We start from the raw sequence: 16,972 nt of genomic DNA, 5'->3' as shown, positions 1-16,972 counted from the left end.
ACCTAGTTTGAATTGTTTGATAAATATAGCTTTGGGTAAGAGATGATTAAATTTATAGCATATTGCCTTAGGTTAATAAACTATAAAAAGGAGCTGGTTGTTTTGAAAAAACACAAGTGGTTAGTTAGTATTTTTTTAGTAATAACTATATTAGTGTCTTATTCTTCAACCATATTTGCATCTAATTATAATATTACTAATATAGACAGAGAATTTATGTCTGACTTTATATCAGACATAGCCTATATTAATAGTGTTCTTGAGCCTCTTGGGATAACTTTTAATGATTTCTTAAATCTTTTTGAAAAGGATACTTTATTTTACAATGAATTAGAGGGCTATATAAACTCATTAGATATTGAACCTAGTGAATACGAAACATCTATTTTAGAGTCTTTGTCCTCTGAAAGCAGTGACCATAGAGAAAATGCAAATCTTTTAGGCAATAGAATAGGATATGCTTCATATATAGCTAATGAAAATAAAAAGATTGATAGTAATGCAAAAGATTTGGAGACAGAGACAGTATACATGTATTTATCTCACTATATAGATGTAAGTGATCCTTCAGTAGTCACTCCTGTCGATTATAATTCTCATGATGGATACTTTAGTGCTTGGATTACTAATGATGATAGAACAACGTATGATACCTATATGTCTAAGGGATCTGCTATTAATACATCTAGAAATTTAAAAAGAGTGGTTTCTGGTGTGATTTCAATTTATAGTAACAATACTAACTATCAAGGGATATTTAATGCATTAAAGGAACAGGAAAATATAAGTAAAGATTTGTATAATGATTTAATACCAGTAATTGACGATGTAGATACATTAAAAGATATAATTCCATCTATATTTGATTTGTTCAATCAATCAGAAACAGCGGAGGATTACATAATCCGTTTAAATAATGATTTAGGTCTTGAAAATTACGATATAAATGTAAGTAGAACAATTATAAAAGCAACCATTACAGGTATTTTAGCTTATGCAAGTGGAGGAGTATCTATTGTATTATCTCCAGTGTTTTCAAGCTTGGCAGGAGATGCAGTTGGAGAATTAACATCTATTTCTTTTAATATGTATAAAGACTTTTATGACTATGTCAATTGGCTATCTTTAAGTTTATATAGAAATATGCGAGTTGTTAATAGAATGTATAGGGCTTGGGGTTATTAAGGAAATAAAGAATAGATTGATAACCCATGATAAGTTGAACTATAAAGGCATTAATATGTAAAAATCTTGGTGTATTTATTATATATAAATAAAAATTAATATAGAAAATAAAAAGGCGAAGTATAGGTCAATGAGAGGCCAACAAAACTTAGCCTTTTTTTATGCCTAAAAACAGAAAAGAAAGGGTTGAGAACAATGTCAAAATTATTTATGTATGGAACATCCTTGGAAGGAATAGAGCAACTAATGGTTGTGGTTCCAAATTTCCAACCAAGGAGAAGTGGTATAGTCATCAATAATTATTTTAACTGCCAAGGGGGTGTGAAAGATTGTAAGTACAATGATATTAATACTAACAAGGGTTGGAATAAATGTAGATACATTGGTTCTAATCTGATAGCTAATGTGGATAGATGTAGATACAAATATTTAGTAAAAGAATGTTTTGGGAAGATAAATAATTATTCTTTAGAATGATTTATTTAGGTTGAATTTATCCTAAATAACAGTGTATAATATTAATAGATAGGAGATGATTTTATGAATATTAATATAAATAACTTAGTTTCAATATCAGAAGCTAATCAAAACTTTTCAAAAATAGCAAGAATGGTAGACGAAAATGGGGCAGCGGTAATACTAAAGAATAATAAACCACGCTATGTACTAATAGAGTATAGTCAATTGGAAAAAGAAGAGATAATTGATGATATAGAAGTAGAAGATATAGCTAAAAATATTTTATCTAGACATATGAAAGCCTTTGAGGAATTGGCAAAATGAAAAGGTTAAGTAAAAAACAAGTAATAAAAATTCATAGTATGTTAATAAGTCAAACTGGTGGTAGTGATGGAATTAGGGATGAAGGATTATTAGATTCTGCATTAAATGCTCCATTTCAAACTTTTGATGGTGAGTATATTTATAGTACAATAAAAGTAAAGGCAGCAAAGTTAGGTTACTTTTTAGTAAAGAACCATCCTTTTATAGATGGGAACAAAAGGATTGGAATTTTAGTGATGATAACATTCTTAGAAATAAATGGGGTTGAAGTTACTTGTGAAGATGAAGAATTGATTACCTTAGGATTAGGTCTTGCAGATGGATCAATAGATGATGAAGATTTATTAAATTGGATAATAGATCACAGTTAAGATATAGATTTTAGTTTTCACCAAGGGGTTAATATCCTCATACAGCATCATTATTGACCTCTCAAGGCACGTTGAAGTCGTAACACTGCTTGTGAGGGAGTGAAGCGACTGAAGAAGCAGATGTACGCCTCATGTCAGGAATGTCCAAGAAGGCGAGCGATAGCGAAGGCTGATTGGGTACATTCTACGACTGAGAGTACAATTCTGATGACGTATTGTGGTGATAAGGGGAAAAAGTAGTGCTTGACCACAACATATAGTGGTTGAAGGACAAAAATTGGGTCAAAAATCGATGAAAAAACACCGTTTTTTGACCCTTAAAAATAGGGTAAAATATAGATGACATTGGATAATTAGAGAGATGATATCCTAAAATCTAAAATAATTCAATATTTGTTAGCAAATAAAATTGTTATTATTTAGGTAAATCCATGTTATAATTGATTTACTACTTAATGCTCATGGGGGTGAAGATTTTGATAATTATACTATTTGGTGCGATGACAGATGACGAAGTAGATTTTATTAATAGGATTTTTTCAAAAATGAATGTCAAAATGTATAATATTTCTTTTAATATATTAAAGAATAAATTTGATGCAGAAGACGCTGTATCACAAACATTTTTAAAGATTATTGACAATATAGAAAAAATATCTGCTTTGCCATGTCCCCAAATAGAACCCTACTGCGTTATAATATTGAAGAATGAAACAATGAATATTATAAGAAAACGTAAGAAAATTATATATGTAGAGAATGTAGACTATTTTGATTACAACGAAGGAGATTATCATATTGAAGAAGAATATTTAGAAACAGTAAATAAAGAACAATTACTTTCCTGTATTGATAGACTCTCAGATGATGAAAAATTTTTTGTTCATCTGCGCTTTGTCAATGAAATGAGGTTTAAAGATATTTCAGAGCTTTTAGGAATTACTGAAGAAGCTGCAAAGAAACGTGGCCAACGCATTTTAAAAAAATTACGCCTATATTATGAAGAGGGTGATATGAGTGTCCGAAATAGCTAACAATATTATGAAAGAGGTATGTCAATTATCTTTTCAGAATGAATTAGAAACAATCACTAAATTAAATATGAATAGTATTAAGTATCAATCATTAACTGATGAGCAGGTTGATCAATTAGCTATAAAAATAGGTTTATTACCATTGGAGTATCGTAATATTCTTTTTTTTCGATATTGTTTTAATAATCCTCCTTCTAAAACAGAAAAGATACTTGAGATAGAAAATGTTATAGGTAAATTACGTTATATACAAAAAATGCTATCTGCTTTTATAGGACTTAAAGATTCATGGATTAATGATAACTCTATGAAAAAAGCTTGTGAAATAGCTCTTATAGAAGATACAAAAGACTATGATAATACCCTAGCATTACACAAACCTAACTATTCTAAGAGCTTCAGACGGAAACTTAAAGATATTAAGATTAATACAGAATCCTAATAACATATTTATGTTAATAACCAAAAAGGTAGCTATTTTTATATTGGTATGTATCCTAAGTTTCTCTGCTGTTTTGGCGGTTAACGCAGAAGCACGTAAAAAGGTGTTTGATTGGGCTATTGAAGTGTTTGAAAAATTTAGCATATTTATAAATATAGATGAAGATAATAATTCGATAGACCTAACATCACTTAAAATTAATTATATTCCAACTGGATTCAAATTGGTAGATATTCATAAGGGTCATAATATGCTGATTTATAATTATTTAGCAGATAGTAATGAAGAGTTTGATATGAAATTATTTACTTCATCAGGTGAAAACAAATCATACTATGATACAGAAGGGGTTGAAATAGAAGAAATTATTTTTAAAGGATCTCAAGCATATATTTGGCAAACTAATGAAATAACTTATCTAATATGGTATCAAGATGGTGTTGAATGCCATATATTAGGAAACTTGGATAAGGATGAGATTCTAAAGGTTGCTGAAAGTATTTCAAAATAATTTAAAAAAACATGTCCCTTTTTCCTCCTTATGCGTTATATAGGTAAGAACCTAAATAATAGCTAAGGAGGATTTTTTATGAAACTTAAAAGAATTGGGGTAACAACATTAGCCATTGCATTGTTAGCGGGAGGTGGTATGCCAAATGCTACCTACGCTATGGAAAAACAAGAACAAACGCTAGAAAATATGGACTATCAGATAATCACTCCAATGTGGGATAATATTAGTGGTATTTCACCAAGTATTTCAGCAGAAGGCACTACCCTTTATCCAGAGGTATATATAAAAGCTAAAAGCTCTTCTAGTTCAATTAGCGGAACAATGTACTTAGAAAAATATAGCTCTGGAAGATGGACAAGTGTAACATCGTGGAGTTTAAAAGGAACAGGCAATGTGTTTTTATCTAAAAGTTATAGAGGAACTTCAGGTGTTAAATATCGAACTAGAGTTGTAGTGACTGTGGATGGTGAAAATGCTGTGGCTACATCTGGGACTTGTGAAATTTAAAGGTATTACTGACTTATGAATTGAGAAAGGAAGGAAAAATGTATTTGTTATAATAAAAAACCATAGGGTAACGATAATATCATTCGTAAGATTCCATTTTGGGTCAGGATACAAGATGATAAAGTAATATCTATAATAGAAGAATTTATTTCTTGATTTAATTAACAAGGATGTACTTATTTACAAAAGTTCATGGAAGTATAGAAAAGATAAATGTAGTTAAAATTATTATGTATTAAATGATGGGGTAGTTATCGTAAGGCTTTATAGTATTTAAAATTGTTATAATGAGTATGGGATTGTTACTCTTATAAATGTGAATATGGAACAAGAAACTGCAGTTAGTTTGGCAAAGGAAGCTATTGCTGTAGGAATGAATCCAGAAACCGTTATTTTGGAAGGACTTTCAAAAGGAATGGGAAAAGTAGGTAAACTTTTTGATAACTATGAATATTTTGTTCTTGAAGTTGTAGTATGTGCAGATACTATGTATGCTGCTTTAGAAATATTGAGACCTACAAATACAGTTATGGAAAAAAGCAAAGGAAAAATAATAATTGGTGTTGTTGAAGGAGGTGAGTACTATCTCCGCAGACATGTAATACTTTCCACGCATCTGTATCTAAATTTACAAACACTTTTCTTAGATTAGAGCTAATAAGTTCTTCAAACTTTTTAGGAGAAAGGATAATCCCGGTAGGTTCAGAAATACAAATCAATCTGACTCCATGCTTGGTTATTGCTTTGGAATAATTTGACACCATCCTTGTAGTAAAATCAACGAGTCCATTGACAAAACCAGGATTTCTTATTATGCTTCTTGCTATATGTGTTACACCAGCAAGTTCAGCAGCAATAGTAAAAGGTCCTGGTACTGATACTGCCAATGGCTTGTCAAATTTTTGTGAAATAAGTTCATAAGCTTTAATATTCGTTGGCATTCTACCATCTTTATAAGGACATGGCATTATTAGATTTGACAATGATTCAATATCTGTTATTGGATTTTTTAAAGGAGAGTCATAACCATTTTTTATAGATAGCATTTCAAGGGTATCTTCAAATATAGCCCCATCATCCAAAGGATAAACAAAATCTGCATTAAAAACATTATCCATTATTTTGTAACTTCTATTTGCTTTTCGACAGATTCATAAACTTCATACAATTCATAATCAGTAAGCCGCAAAGCTATGGTATTCATCCATGGAAAAACTAATCTGTTTTCTCTTTTCTTAATATAATCAATTAAACGCATTTTATCACCTGTTGTATTTTGAAGAAATGTAGTATCATTTAGACATTCCTCAAAATTTAGTCTAAACTAATTATAATTGTAGTTTAGTATATTGTACATTAATTTATGATATTGAGACATAATCAAAAGTGATATAATAGGGCATATCACAGATTAATCACTTAAATCTCAAGAAAATGTATCTACTATATTGACATTGGCAAATATATGATATATAATAACAAAAAATTCATATATAAATTCTATGAAGAGAAAGAGTAAACTAATTTATTGTTCTATAGAGAGTTGGCGTTATGGTGAAAGCCAATGTACAAAGATTAGTTGAAAATCATCTCCGAGAAGCAGAGCTGAAATATAGATTAGTAAGTAATGCAGGTAGTCCACCGTTAAAAGGAACACGTATTATTATGTACGTTGATGAGTGTTATAAATTAATTTTTGTATATTAATTTATAGAACTAGGGTGGTAACGCGAGAATAACTCGTCCCTTTTTGGGGACGGGTTTTTTTATTTAAAATAAACAACAAAGGGGGAAGAATATGGAAAGTGATATTGGTATTATAAACTATATTCATAATATTACAAAAATGAATTGGAGGTTTTCAAAATGGGGAAAATGGAAAGTAGAAAGTTATTATTCGTGAGTTTAATGATATTTTCAATGTTTTTTGGTGCAGGAAATTTAATATTTCCACCTCTTTTAGGACAATTATCAGGAACAAATATGTTGGCATCAATGGCAGGGTTTTTAATTTCAGCTGTTGGTCTTCCAATACTTGCAATTGCTGTAGTTGCTAAATCTGGAGGACTTCATATACTGGCAAGTCGTGTACATCCAAGGTTTGCCTTTGCCTTTACGGTTTTAATTTATTTATCAATAGGGCCTTTTTTAGGTATACCAAGAGCAGCAAGCTTAGCATTTGAAATGGGAATCTCACCATTCTTATCAAACACGGTAAATGCAAGTAGTTTGCCATTATTAATATATACCATAGTTTATTTTGGAATAGCCTATTGGTTATGTATGTCACCATCAAAACTTGTAGATAGATTTGGAAAAGTTTTAACACCTACATTATTGGTTTTAATAGTAAGCATATTTGTATTTAGTTTGTTTAAACCAATAGGTGAATTTGCAGCACCCATTGGGGATTATGCTAAAAATCCTTTACTTAAAGGATTTTTAGAGGGATATATGACAATGGATGCTATTGCAGCCCTTAATTTTGGCATTGTAATTTCTATTGCTTTAAAAGAAATGGGAGTAACAGAAGAAAAAAGACTTGTGTCAAATACAATAAAGGCAGGAGCAATATCGGGTTTGTTATTGTCAATTATATATGTAATGCTTGCATATTTAGGAGCTGTTTCACAGACTAGATTTGGAGTAACTGAAAATGGGGCTCAAACCCTTACAAATGTGGTATTTTATTTATTTGGACAAAAGGGAGCAGTATTATTAGGAATAATATTTTCCTTAGCTTGTTTAACAACATCAGTAGGACTCTTAACTTCTTGTAGTCAATATTTTACAAAGTTAATTCCTAAGATTTCATATAGAATTTTTATTACAATATTATCAGTATCAAGTATGATATTTGCAAATGTAGGTTTGACACAAATACTCAAATTTTCTGTTCCAGTATTGACGGCTATATATCCAATGGCAATTGTTCTAATGGTACTTTCATTTTTAAATGATTTTTTCAGGGGAAATTCTTATGTGTATTTATTTGCTATGGTATGTACTTCCTCTGTCAGCATCCTAGATGCATTAGGACAATTTGGACTAAAGATTAATATTCTTAATATTCTACCATTTTATACAAAGGGATTAGGTTGGATTATTCCAGCAGCTGTTGGAGCAATAGTAGGATTTGTTTATGGAAGTATAAGGAATAAAGGGTTTGAGCAAAAATATACGCTGGAATCTAAATGAGATTATATAAGTTTTGAAAATCAGGAACACTTTGTTATATGAATGGGTATATATAAATATATCTTATGGGGAGGAATGAAAAATGATAGAAAAAAATGAAATGATTCAACAGCAACTTTCACATAGAACTATTCGAGAGTTTACTGATGAAAGTATACCAGAAGAGGTTTTTGAAAAATTGATGGAAGTCGCTAGAAGAACAGCTACTTCAAATGGTATGCAAGCCTCATCAATTATTTGCATTACGGATAATGAGATTAAAAAAGAAATATCCAAAGTTTGCAAACAGGAGTATGTTGCAAGAGCACCGGAACTTTTAATTTTTATAGTTGATTTATATAGAAATTCTCATATTGCCAAAGAAAAAAATTCTGTTGAAGAGAGTGCAAAAGATATGGATAATTTTTTCTCAGCTTTTACGGACGCTTGTATTACATGTCAAAATATTGTAAATGCAGCTGAAGCTATCCACTTAGGTACAGTTTACTTAGGTAGTATACTTAATGATTCTGAAAAGATTTGTGAAATTTTGCAATTACCTCAGTTGACTTTTCCAGTTGTAGGACTTGGTATTGGATATCCAAATCAAAATCCACAGCTTAAGCCAAGAATGGATATGAAATATAGAGTTTTTGAGAATAAATATACTATTTTTGATAATTATTTAGAAGAATTGAAGGATTACGATGAAGAAATGCGTACCTATTACGATCTTAGGGATGCCAATAAAAGAGTTGATAGCTTTAGCAATCAGGTGGTTGCAAAGTTCAATAATGCTAATCCTAAAAGACAGGGAATATTAAATATTGTAAAGAAAATGGGTTTTGATTTTCATATAAACAATTAATACAAATAAGAGTTTGGGATATTAATCAATTTCCTCAGCATTATGCTATAATTTGTATAAATGATAGATAACTAGAAGGGAGAAATATTATGGATTGTAAAAATACAAGCGCTGATAATTTTGAGATTCGTTTTGCAGTGGAAAAAGATGTACCATTGATTCTACAGTTTATCAAGGAACTTGCAGATTATGAAAAAATGCTTAATGAAGTTGTTGCAACAGAAGAGATTTTACATGAATGGTTATTTGAAAAGGAAAAAGCAGAAGTTTTGATTGGGGAATTAGATGGAGAACCAATTGGGTTTGCACTATTTTTTCACAATTTTTCTACGTTTTTAGGTAGAGCTGGTATTTATCTTGAAGATTTATATGTTAAACCAGAGACACGTGGTAAAGGATTTGGAAAAGCATTTTTAAAAGAATTGGCAAAAATTGCTGTTGACCGTGGGTGCGGACGTTTGGAATGGTGGTGCCTTGATTGGAATAAATCAAGTATTGATTTTTATATTTCAATGGGTGCTTGTCCAATGAGTGATTGGACAGTATACCGTATTGCAGGTGATACACTAAATAAACTTGCTACAGATGAAAGTTTCTAGAATTTTTCTATATAATACAAAAGGCAGAGATATTAAACTCTGCCTTTTGTATTATATATGTGTTATTAGTCGTCAAAAGCCTCACTAACCTTCCATTCTTTCCAAACATTACCTACAAGATATGCTCCTGGTTTTAAAGTGGTTTTTCCTGGTTTCCAACCTGAAGGAGTAACTTCTTTGCCTTTTGTTTCCCTTACTAATTGGAAAGCTTTTATTTGTCTTATAGTTTCTTCTACATTTCTACCAACTGGTGGTGTAAGAACTTCAAAAGCTTGAACTATGCCATCTGGGTCGATAATAAATCTTCCTCTTGTTTCAACTCCACTGTCTTCATCATAAATTCCATACATTTTTCCAATACTTCCATCTTGGTCAGATAGCATTGGGAATGGAATATCCTTATTGATCATTTTAGATAATTCATGATCGTTCCACATTTTATGAACGAATGTGGAGTCTACACTTATTGAAAGAACTTGTACGTCTAAATCTTGTAATTCAGGATATTTTTCAGCAACTGCTGATACTTCAGTAGCTCAGACAAAAGTGAAATCTCCTGGATAGAAACATAAAAGTACCCATTTTCCCTTATAATCTTCTAAACTAACATTTGTAAATTTACCATTATGGAAAGCTGATGCAGTAAATTTTGGTGCTGGTTTACCAACTTTTATCATCTTATAATCTTCCTCCTTTTTAATTGTTTCAGATATCTTTACAGCTTCATTTTCTGAATGCTTTTTTATATTAGGTCTAGTACAGCTTACTTTAATCTCATTGTCCATACAATCACTCCTATTGATAAATATTATAATAATCTCATAAGCTATAGGTTTTATCTATATATAGTTATACCCACAAAAAAGTATTTTAAATATAAAATAATAAAAAATAATGGGATGGCTCAAGCCATCCCATTATTTCTTAATCATTCTTTAATATATTCATCATATAATCATTTTTTTGAATAAATTTGAATATAGGTACTCCTATTATAGATACTACTATAAATTGAGAAAGCATTATTTGTCCAGTTACTAGAAAGAAATTAATTGGTTCTTTTGATAGAAATAATATTTCTAAACCTATAATAATACTAAATACAGCTGGCCAAAGACTAGCTACAAATATATTCTTTGTTTTTGACATAGAATATAATGCTAAAAAACTAGCTAATGCCCCAAATATTACGTCTATTATTCCAAAAGGACTTCCTATATTAGATATAGCACAAGCAAGTGTAAGAGGTAAAACATAAAAAGGGTCAATAAAGGCCAGCAATGTCATTATTTCAGATAATCTAAATTGTAGTGGACCATAAGCTAGTGAAGAAAAGGCATAGGTTAACACTACATACAATGCTATTACAATTCCACCCTTTACAAGTTTATTTGTTTTCATCAGCATCTCCTCCTACTCCAAAATCAGTATTATTCCATAAAATTTCAATATTATCACTTTCCTGTAGATATGAATAATTTTCTTTAAACCAAGAAATCAATTCTTTATCTTGTTTAACAGGAGTAGAGTTTTCTACATATATATTGATGCAACCATGTTCAAAATACTCCTGTAGAATTTCCATATCTTTTGCAATCATTTCTTTAGTTTGCCCTTTAATCCCTACCAATAAACAAATTGATTTAAAGTATTTAGCTACTTCCTCATAGTCTTTGAAGTGTACATTTTTATTGAGATAATTATTTCTAAAATTATCATCAAAGGTTTCAATGCCGCACTTAAAGACTATGTCTATGCCTTTAAAATAATCTCTTATTTCATCAAGCCTATGCCTATAAATATAGTGACTTTCAAAATATAGTTTTTCTATTCCTTTTAAAGACACAATATCTTTTATATATTTGAGGGTTTCTTTTGGCAATTCAAATACAGATGCTGAATTTATTACCTCAAGTTTTTTAAACTCTCCAGTAACATTATTTAGGATGTTTTTATTAAATTCATTTATGCTACTATCATCCTCCAAATTATCTTGAATATAATCACAAAAAAAACAACGTCCCCATTTGCAGGGACGTGATTTTAAAAGTACAATTTCTCTTGGATTTTTATCTAAAATCTTATTGTATCTTATCATTTTATCACTCCCTTGTTTTTGTAGTGGGTGCCAAGGAAACACTAAATATATTAAAAGACCATTATAATTTAACATATGTTAAGTAGAAATACAAGTATAAATTGAAAAGTATGGCTAATTATTCTAATGAAATTAGTGGAGCAAGTCTTACGAACAGTAGTAATCCTTTTTATTTTAAATGTTAGGAATAATTGCTCTGATTTAGATTATTGACATAAAGAATAAAAAGTTATATAATTTAATCACATACACCCCGGTGGGGGTGGTGAAGGAGGTGTCAATGATGAAAAAAGATAAGAAATATGATGTAACTGGTATGACTTGTGCGGCGTGTTCAGCAGCAGTAGAACGTAGTGTGAAAAAAGTTCAAGGAGTAGAATCTGTAACTGTAAATTTGCTGACTAATAGTATGCGTGTCAAATACGATGAAAGTCAAATTTCAGATGTTGATATAATAAATGCAGTAATAGATGCTGGATATGGAGCATCTTTAAAGACAGAGGAAGGGAAAAAACAAAATTTTAAAGTAGAGCTGTCTGAAAATCCAATGGCTAAAGAAATTGAAGGTATGAATCTGCGTTTAAAGGTTTCTATTTTATTTATGATACCTTTGATGTATGTATCAATGGGTCATATGTTTAATTGGCCTTTACCATCCTTTTTATCTGGAATAGAAAATGCAGTTTCTTTTGCCTTTATTCAATTTTTATTTGCATTACCAATTATTTTTGTCAATCGTAAGTTTTTTATAGTGGGATTTAAAACACTATTTAAGGGACATCCCAACATGGATTCATTGATAGCAATAGGATCTGGAGCGGCTTTATTTTATGGTGTATTTGCCATTTTTAGAATGAGTTATGGATTGGGTATTGGAGATTTGGAATTAGTTCATAAATATTATCATGATTTATATTTTGAATCATCAGCTATGATTCTTACTCTTATTACAGTAGGAAAATCTTTGGAGGCACGTTCTAAAGGGAAAACTTCAGAAGCTATTAGAAGATTAATGGATTTAGCACCAAAGACTGCTATAGTTGAAAGAAATGGTATAGAAGAAGAAATTCCTGTAGAATTAGTTGAGATGGGAGATATTGTAATCATAAAGCCGGGTGTTTCACTTCCTGTAGATGGTGTGATAATAGAAGGAAGCTCTTCTATAGATGAGTCTGCATTAACTGGTGAAAGTATACCTGTAGAAAAACAGGTAGGAGACCGTGTGAGTGCAGCAACGATTAATAAGTCAGGAGCTTTCAAATTTAGAGCAACACAGGTAGGAGAAGATACTACACTTGCAAAGATAATAGCATTAGTTGAAGATGCAAATGCCACTAAAGCACCTATTGCAAAGTTAGCAGACAAAATTAGTGCTATATTTGTTCCAATGGTAATGAGTATTGCATTAATTGCTACCATAGGATGGCTACTTGCAGGATATAATTTTGAGTTTGCTTTATCCATTGGAATAGCAGTTTTAGTTGTTTCTTGCCCTTGTGCTTTGGGTTTAGCGACCCCTGTTGCAATAATGGTTGGTACAGGTAGAGGGGCAGAGAATGGTATACTTATAAAATCTGCTGAAGCATTAGAGATACTTCATAATGTAAATACCATCGTTATGGACAAAACTGGAACCTTGACAGAAGGAAAGCCTCGTGTAACTGATATTGTACTTGGGTCTGTAAATTCCGAAGAAGAATTTTTAGAAATTGCACAGGCACTTGAGAAAAACTCAGAACATCCTTTAGCAGATGCAATATTAAATTATGCAAAGGGAAAAAATATTTCAATAAAAGAAGCAAATAACTTTAAAGCTACAACAGGACGTGGAGTAGAAGCATATTTAGATGGAGTTTTTTATTCAGCAGGAAATGAAAAGTTTATGAATGAAAAAGGTGTTAGTACAGAAGTTGTAAGAGCATTGTCTGATGGTTTTTCTAAAGAAGGTAAAACTCCACTTTACTTTGCAAAAGGAAATACATTACTAGGGGTTATTGTAGTTGCAGATGTTCCAAAGTCTACTAGTCGTCATGCAGTTGAACGATTTAAAGAAATGGGCGTAAAAGTAGTAATGCTTACAGGAGACAATAAAAACACAGCAGAAGCTATACGTTCACGATTGGGAATTGATAAAGTAATAGCGGAAGTACTACCACAGGAAAAGGATCAAAAAATACAGGAACTTCAACAAAATGGTCAAAAAGTTGCTATGATTGGAGATGGCATCAATGATGCACCAGCTCTTGCAAGAGCTGATGTGGGAATAGCTATAGGGGCAGGTACAGATGTAGCTATGGAATCAGCAGATATAGTTTTAATTAAAAGTGATTTGATGGATGCAGTAGGAGCTATGGAGTTATCTAAGGCAACTATTAAAAATATCAAAGAAAATCTTTTTTGGGCATTTTTTTATAATAGTTTAGGAATACCTTTAGCAGCAGGAATTTTATATCCTCATTTTGGGTTAAAACTGACACCTATGATTGGGGCATTAGCTATGAGTATGAGTTCTTTTTTTGTAGTAACAAATGCACTAAGATTGCGTAAATTTAAACCTACTATAGCTAAAATAGAAAATGCTCATAAAAACGAAACACAAAATGTATCAGTGACAAAGGTAACAGTAGTTCAAAAAAATAATAGTAAAGGTGATGATAAAAAGATGGAAAAGACTTTGAAAATCGAAGGTATGATGTGCAATCATTGTAAAATGCATGTAGAAAAGGCTTTAAATAGTATAGATGGAGTTAGTGTAGAGGTAAATTTAGAGAATAAGTCTGCTAAGGTATCTTTAGTAAAAGAAGTGTCTAATGAAGTATTGAAAAAAGCAGTAGAAGAAGCAGGTTATGAAGTAACTTCTATTATAGAGTAGGTGTAAATATGAAAGCAGATAGAGAATTGACATTAAAAAAACTAAAGACAGTAAGAGGACAGATTGAAGGGCTTATCAAAATGGTAGAGGATGATCGTTATTGTATCGATATTTCTAATCAGCTAATGGCATCTATTGGTATTTTAAAAAACATCAATAAAGATGTTTTGGATGCTCACCTAAAGCATTGTGTAACAGAAGCTTTTGATTCTGAAGATAGTACAGATAAGAAACAGAAAGTTGATGAGATAATAAAGATAATAGATAAACTTTCAAGATAGTAACAGGTAAAAAACTCCTTCCTATAGATTTAGGAAGGAGTTTAATATTCTTGTCTTAATCATTTTTTATATATTACTTATTTAAAAATAATACTATCACAATAGAAAACAAAATCCATATGGAATGGACAATTATTTTTTCCACCAGATAGATGATTCATTCCTAATCCTATATGATAAGTTCCTAGAGCTTTTTCATCAATAAGTGTAAAACCAATTAATTCTTTAACTTTAGGGTTAAGACCAATTCCTAATTCACATAAAACCTTGAAGTTTTCTGGTAGTGAATTGAAAAATTCATCTAATTCTTTAATAGAACATTTTACAAGCTTACCATTTTTAAAAGTCATAAGTACATCCTTATATATTTGTCCCTTAAAGTTGATTATTGAAACTAATAAATTTCCATTGCTGTTTTCTTCTATAGGTGCAATAGAAACTTCTCCTGGTGGGAAATCACCACATCCATCATCTACAAACCATTTTCTACCACCAATGTCTAATTTCAAAGAATATTTATTACCAGTAAATATTTCTACACTATTCTTATCCTTTAGACTTTCAACCTTTTTTTTGCAGTCCGCTTTTAATTTAGGAAAGTCTACAGACAGTGCATTACATATTTTAGAATTATAAATATCATATTCTAAGCCAGCCCTTAAAGCATTTATCTCTGTAGGGACGGTTAGCTGTATATAATATTTTTTATCATCAGTTAAAGCATTAAATAACTCAGTTAAATGTTTTTTAAACTTAGGAATGTTTTCTTCAGAAATACTATTAGGTAAACTGGGTGTATACATAAAAATGTCTATTACAGATTTAAAAGAGGATAGATACTCAAAGTACTCTTGAGGAATTTCCTGATCATTATCAATTAAATTTAGAATTACTTTTTCATAATAGAATTTTGAACAATGAAGTTTAAAAGGAATAGCACCTTTTTTACTTAATTGTTCTGAAATCAAGTCTAATATCTCTAAATCTCCATTATCACCCCAAAAGTTTAATAAAACAGAATCCCCTTTTTCAAAAGGAAATCCTTCACAAATATTTGGTATAAGACTTATAAAATCCATTTTCATTCCTCCTAAATAAATTTAATTCGATGTACATCAATATAAACCTTAACACAAACCTTATCAAAAAACAATCCATTTTTGCAAATATAGAAATAAATATTAAAATATGATTATATACATATTGAAATAAAATATTAAATGTTGTAGAATAAGGATATAAATCGTGGGAGGGATAAAAATGGAAGATATTAAATGGCTAAAGGATAATTATTTGATTTTTCTTAAGGAAAAGAGTAATGAATCAAAAGTAAAAATAGAAAATCTTAAAAAAGAGGAACGACTTGATGAAGCAAATTTAGAAAAAATAAGGCTAAATGTTATTGAGATATTTTCTAAGATGTTTACTATTAGTAATAGTGATGATCCTAAAATTTTAAAAGATAAGTACTTAAGCTTCTTTGATAAAATAACAAAACCATGGTATATAAATAAAGAGAAAGCATTAAAATTTGACAAACAAAAAGAAGCAATAATTGAAGAAATAAAAATTGAAGAAGCAGAAAGTTTGAAAAGTAAATTTAAGGATTATTACAGTAAAATGGACAAATAAGGAGTGATGTAATTGAGTGCAATAGAGATTTTCAAATGTCTATCTGATAATTCAAGGCTAAAAATAATAAATAGTTTGATGATAGAGCCTATGTATGTAGAATTATTGGCTGAAAGATTAAAATTATCAACTTCAACTATATCTTTTCACCTTAAAAAACTATTAGATGCTAATATTGTATCTTGTAGGAAGGAACAATATTATACTGTATATAGTTTAAATGAAGAAATGCTTTCAATGAATCTTAAAGATTTAATAACTGATAATAGAAAAGAAGAAGAAATATTAAATCAAAGGGAAGAAAAGTATAGAGAAAAGGTTTTAAACTCATTTTTCAAATATGATAAGTTAATTGAAATACCAGTACAAAAAAAGAAAAGACAAATTATCTTAGAAAAAATAGTAGAGAGTTTTGAAAAGGATAGGGAGTATACGGAAAAAGAAGTTAATCTAATAATTGCAGATTTTCACGATGATTTTTGTACAATAAGAAGAGATTTAATAGGCTTTGATCTTATGGAAAGAAATAATGGGATATATAAGAGGAAATAGGCATAATGGGATGGTTGAACCATCCCATTATTTCTTAATAGCTTTTAATGCTTTGAT

At 30.1% G+C, this 16,972-nt stretch carries 21 protein-coding genes, 1 pseudogene and 1 other annotated feature; of the genes and pseudogenes, 16 read left to right on the top strand and 6 right to left on the bottom strand.

The annotated features are described in order from the left end of the window. Window positions 1-102: 102 nt before the first annotated feature. The 9 genes and pseudogenes from BQ9840_RS06410 to BQ9840_RS13075 all read left to right on the top strand — a co-directional run. Window positions 103-1,185 (top strand): hypothetical protein, encoded by a 1,083-nt coding sequence (locus tag BQ9840_RS06410; RefSeq protein ID WP_077368996.1) that lies wholly within the window; start codon window positions 103-105, stop codon window positions 1,183-1,185. A 195-nt stretch (window positions 1,186-1,380) separates the two neighbouring features. After that, on the top strand, window positions 1,381-1,662 hold the full coding sequence (locus BQ9840_RS06405; protein WP_077368995.1) for a hypothetical protein: 282 nt from the start codon (window positions 1,381-1,383) through the stop codon (window positions 1,660-1,662). 63 nt (window positions 1,663-1,725) lie between these two features. Further along, entirely contained in the window at window positions 1,726-1,968 is a 243-nt protein-coding gene (locus BQ9840_RS06400; RefSeq protein ID WP_077368994.1) for a type II toxin-antitoxin system Phd/YefM family antitoxin, read from the top strand. Next, the gene (locus BQ9840_RS06395) at window positions 1,965-2,339 is read left to right on the top strand and encodes a type II toxin-antitoxin system death-on-curing family toxin (protein ID WP_077368993.1); all 375 of its coding nucleotides are present in this window, start codon (window positions 1,965-1,967) and stop codon (window positions 2,337-2,339) included. Before BQ9840_RS06400 ends, BQ9840_RS06395 begins: the two co-directional genes overlap by 4 nt. Window positions 2,340-2,815: 476 nt before the next feature. Beyond that, a complete protein-coding gene (locus tag BQ9840_RS06390) occupies window positions 2,816-3,373 on the top strand; it encodes an RNA polymerase sigma factor (protein WP_159436093.1) in 558 nt (185 codons plus the stop codon). Continuing rightward, complete coding sequence (locus BQ9840_RS06385) at window positions 3,357-3,815, top strand: hypothetical protein (RefSeq protein ID WP_077368991.1); 459 nt, start codon at window positions 3,357-3,359, stop codon at window positions 3,813-3,815. The genes BQ9840_RS06390 and BQ9840_RS06385 overlap by 17 nt, the downstream gene beginning before the upstream one ends. Before the next feature lie 10 nt (window positions 3,816-3,825). Further along, on the top strand, window positions 3,826-4,326 hold the full coding sequence (locus BQ9840_RS06380; protein WP_077368990.1) for a DUF4367 domain-containing protein: 501 nt from the start codon (window positions 3,826-3,828) through the stop codon (window positions 4,324-4,326). Window positions 4,327-4,404: 78 nt separating this feature from the next. After that, window positions 4,405-4,836: a hypothetical protein gene (locus BQ9840_RS06375; protein ID WP_077368989.1), complete on the top strand. Its 432-nt coding sequence runs from the start codon at window positions 4,405-4,407 to the stop codon at window positions 4,834-4,836. Window positions 4,837-5,158: 322 nt separating this feature from the next. Beyond that, window positions 5,159-5,335, top strand: a pseudogene (locus BQ9840_RS13075) (B12-binding domain-containing protein); the annotation flags it as partial. Between the two features lie 28 nt (window positions 5,336-5,363). Here the strand turns inward: BQ9840_RS13075 and BQ9840_RS13070 are convergent. After that, on the bottom strand, window positions 5,364-5,804 hold the full coding sequence (locus BQ9840_RS13070) for a uroporphyrinogen decarboxylase family protein (protein WP_369800222.1): 441 nt from the start codon (window positions 5,802-5,804) through the stop codon (window positions 5,364-5,366). 149 nt (window positions 5,805-5,953) lie between these two features. Further along, complete coding sequence (locus BQ9840_RS12505) at window positions 5,954-6,094, bottom strand: hypothetical protein (RefSeq protein WP_159436092.1); 141 nt, start codon at window positions 6,092-6,094, stop codon at window positions 5,954-5,956. A gap of 235 nt (window positions 6,095-6,329) precedes the next feature. Next, window positions 6,330-6,587, top strand: a binding site (T-box leader). Between the two features lie 115 nt (window positions 6,588-6,702). On the opposite strand from BQ9840_RS12505, the gene brnQ reads away from it, so the two are divergent. The 3 genes from brnQ (at window position 6,703) to BQ9840_RS06350 (ending at window position 9,480) form a co-directional block, all read left to right on the top strand. Then, the gene (gene brnQ / locus BQ9840_RS06360) at window positions 6,703-8,034 is read left to right on the top strand and encodes a branched-chain amino acid transport system II carrier protein (RefSeq protein ID WP_077368986.1); all 1,332 of its coding nucleotides are present in this window, start codon (window positions 6,703-6,705) and stop codon (window positions 8,032-8,034) included. A gap of 82 nt (window positions 8,035-8,116) precedes the next feature. Continuing rightward, window positions 8,117-8,881, top strand: a complete 765-nt coding sequence (locus tag BQ9840_RS06355) for an NADPH-dependent oxidoreductase (RefSeq protein ID WP_077368985.1) — start codon at window positions 8,117-8,119, stop codon at window positions 8,879-8,881. A gap of 89 nt (window positions 8,882-8,970) precedes the next feature. After that, window positions 8,971-9,480 (top strand): GNAT family N-acetyltransferase, encoded by a 510-nt coding sequence (locus tag BQ9840_RS06350; protein ID WP_077368984.1) that lies wholly within the window; start codon window positions 8,971-8,973, stop codon window positions 9,478-9,480. A 65-nt stretch (window positions 9,481-9,545) separates the two neighbouring features. Here the strand turns inward: BQ9840_RS06350 and prxU are convergent, their stop codons facing one another. The 3 genes from prxU to BQ9840_RS06330 all read right to left on the bottom strand — a co-directional run bounded on the left by prxU (window position 9,546) and on the right by BQ9840_RS06330 (window position 11,578). Beyond that, a complete protein-coding gene (gene prxU / locus BQ9840_RS06345) occupies window positions 9,546-10,265 on the bottom strand; it encodes a thioredoxin-dependent peroxiredoxin (RefSeq protein WP_255371025.1) in 720 nt (239 codons plus the stop codon). Window positions 10,266-10,404: 139 nt separating this feature from the next. Next, a complete protein-coding gene (locus BQ9840_RS06335; protein WP_200804887.1) occupies window positions 10,405-10,881 on the bottom strand; it encodes a QueT transporter family protein in 477 nt (158 codons plus the stop codon). After that, entirely contained in the window at window positions 10,868-11,578 is a 711-nt protein-coding gene (locus BQ9840_RS06330) for a radical SAM protein (RefSeq protein WP_077368980.1), read from the bottom strand. Before BQ9840_RS06330 ends, BQ9840_RS06335 begins: the two co-directional genes overlap by 14 nt. Window positions 11,579-11,861: 283 nt before the next feature. Between BQ9840_RS06330 and BQ9840_RS06325 the strand changes: the two genes are divergently transcribed. Both BQ9840_RS06325 and BQ9840_RS06320 read left to right on the top strand, forming a co-directional pair. Next, the gene (locus BQ9840_RS06325) at window positions 11,862-14,450 is read left to right on the top strand and encodes a heavy metal translocating P-type ATPase (protein ID WP_077368979.1); all 2,589 of its coding nucleotides are present in this window, start codon (window positions 11,862-11,864) and stop codon (window positions 14,448-14,450) included. 8 nt (window positions 14,451-14,458) lie between these two features. Continuing rightward, on the top strand, window positions 14,459-14,731 hold the full coding sequence (locus BQ9840_RS06320; protein WP_077368978.1) for a metal-sensing transcriptional repressor: 273 nt from the start codon (window positions 14,459-14,461) through the stop codon (window positions 14,729-14,731). A gap of 77 nt (window positions 14,732-14,808) precedes the next feature. Here the strand turns inward: BQ9840_RS06320 and BQ9840_RS06315 are convergent, their stop codons facing one another. Beyond that, window positions 14,809-15,810: an aminopeptidase gene (locus tag BQ9840_RS06315; RefSeq protein WP_159436091.1), complete on the bottom strand. Its 1,002-nt coding sequence runs from the start codon at window positions 15,808-15,810 to the stop codon at window positions 14,809-14,811. A 181-nt stretch (window positions 15,811-15,991) separates the two neighbouring features. Here BQ9840_RS06315 and BQ9840_RS06310 point away from each other — a divergent pair, with 181 nt between their 5' ends. Next, on the top strand, window positions 15,992-16,363 hold the full coding sequence (locus tag BQ9840_RS06310; protein ID WP_077368976.1) for a hypothetical protein: 372 nt from the start codon (window positions 15,992-15,994) through the stop codon (window positions 16,361-16,363). 12 nt (window positions 16,364-16,375) lie between these two features. Then, on the top strand, window positions 16,376-16,915 hold the full coding sequence (locus BQ9840_RS06305; protein WP_200804886.1) for a DUF2087 domain-containing protein: 540 nt from the start codon (window positions 16,376-16,378) through the stop codon (window positions 16,913-16,915). Window positions 16,916-16,972: the final 57 nt, after the last annotated feature.

It is taken from the genome of Anaerosalibacter sp. Marseille-P3206 (assembly GCF_900155565.1).
Classification (GTDB): Bacteria; Bacillota; Clostridia; order Tissierellales; family Sporanaerobacteraceae; genus FUHM01.
The sequence above is the reverse complement of the archived record's forward strand: the minus strand, read 5'-3'. Positions and strand labels throughout refer to the sequence as shown.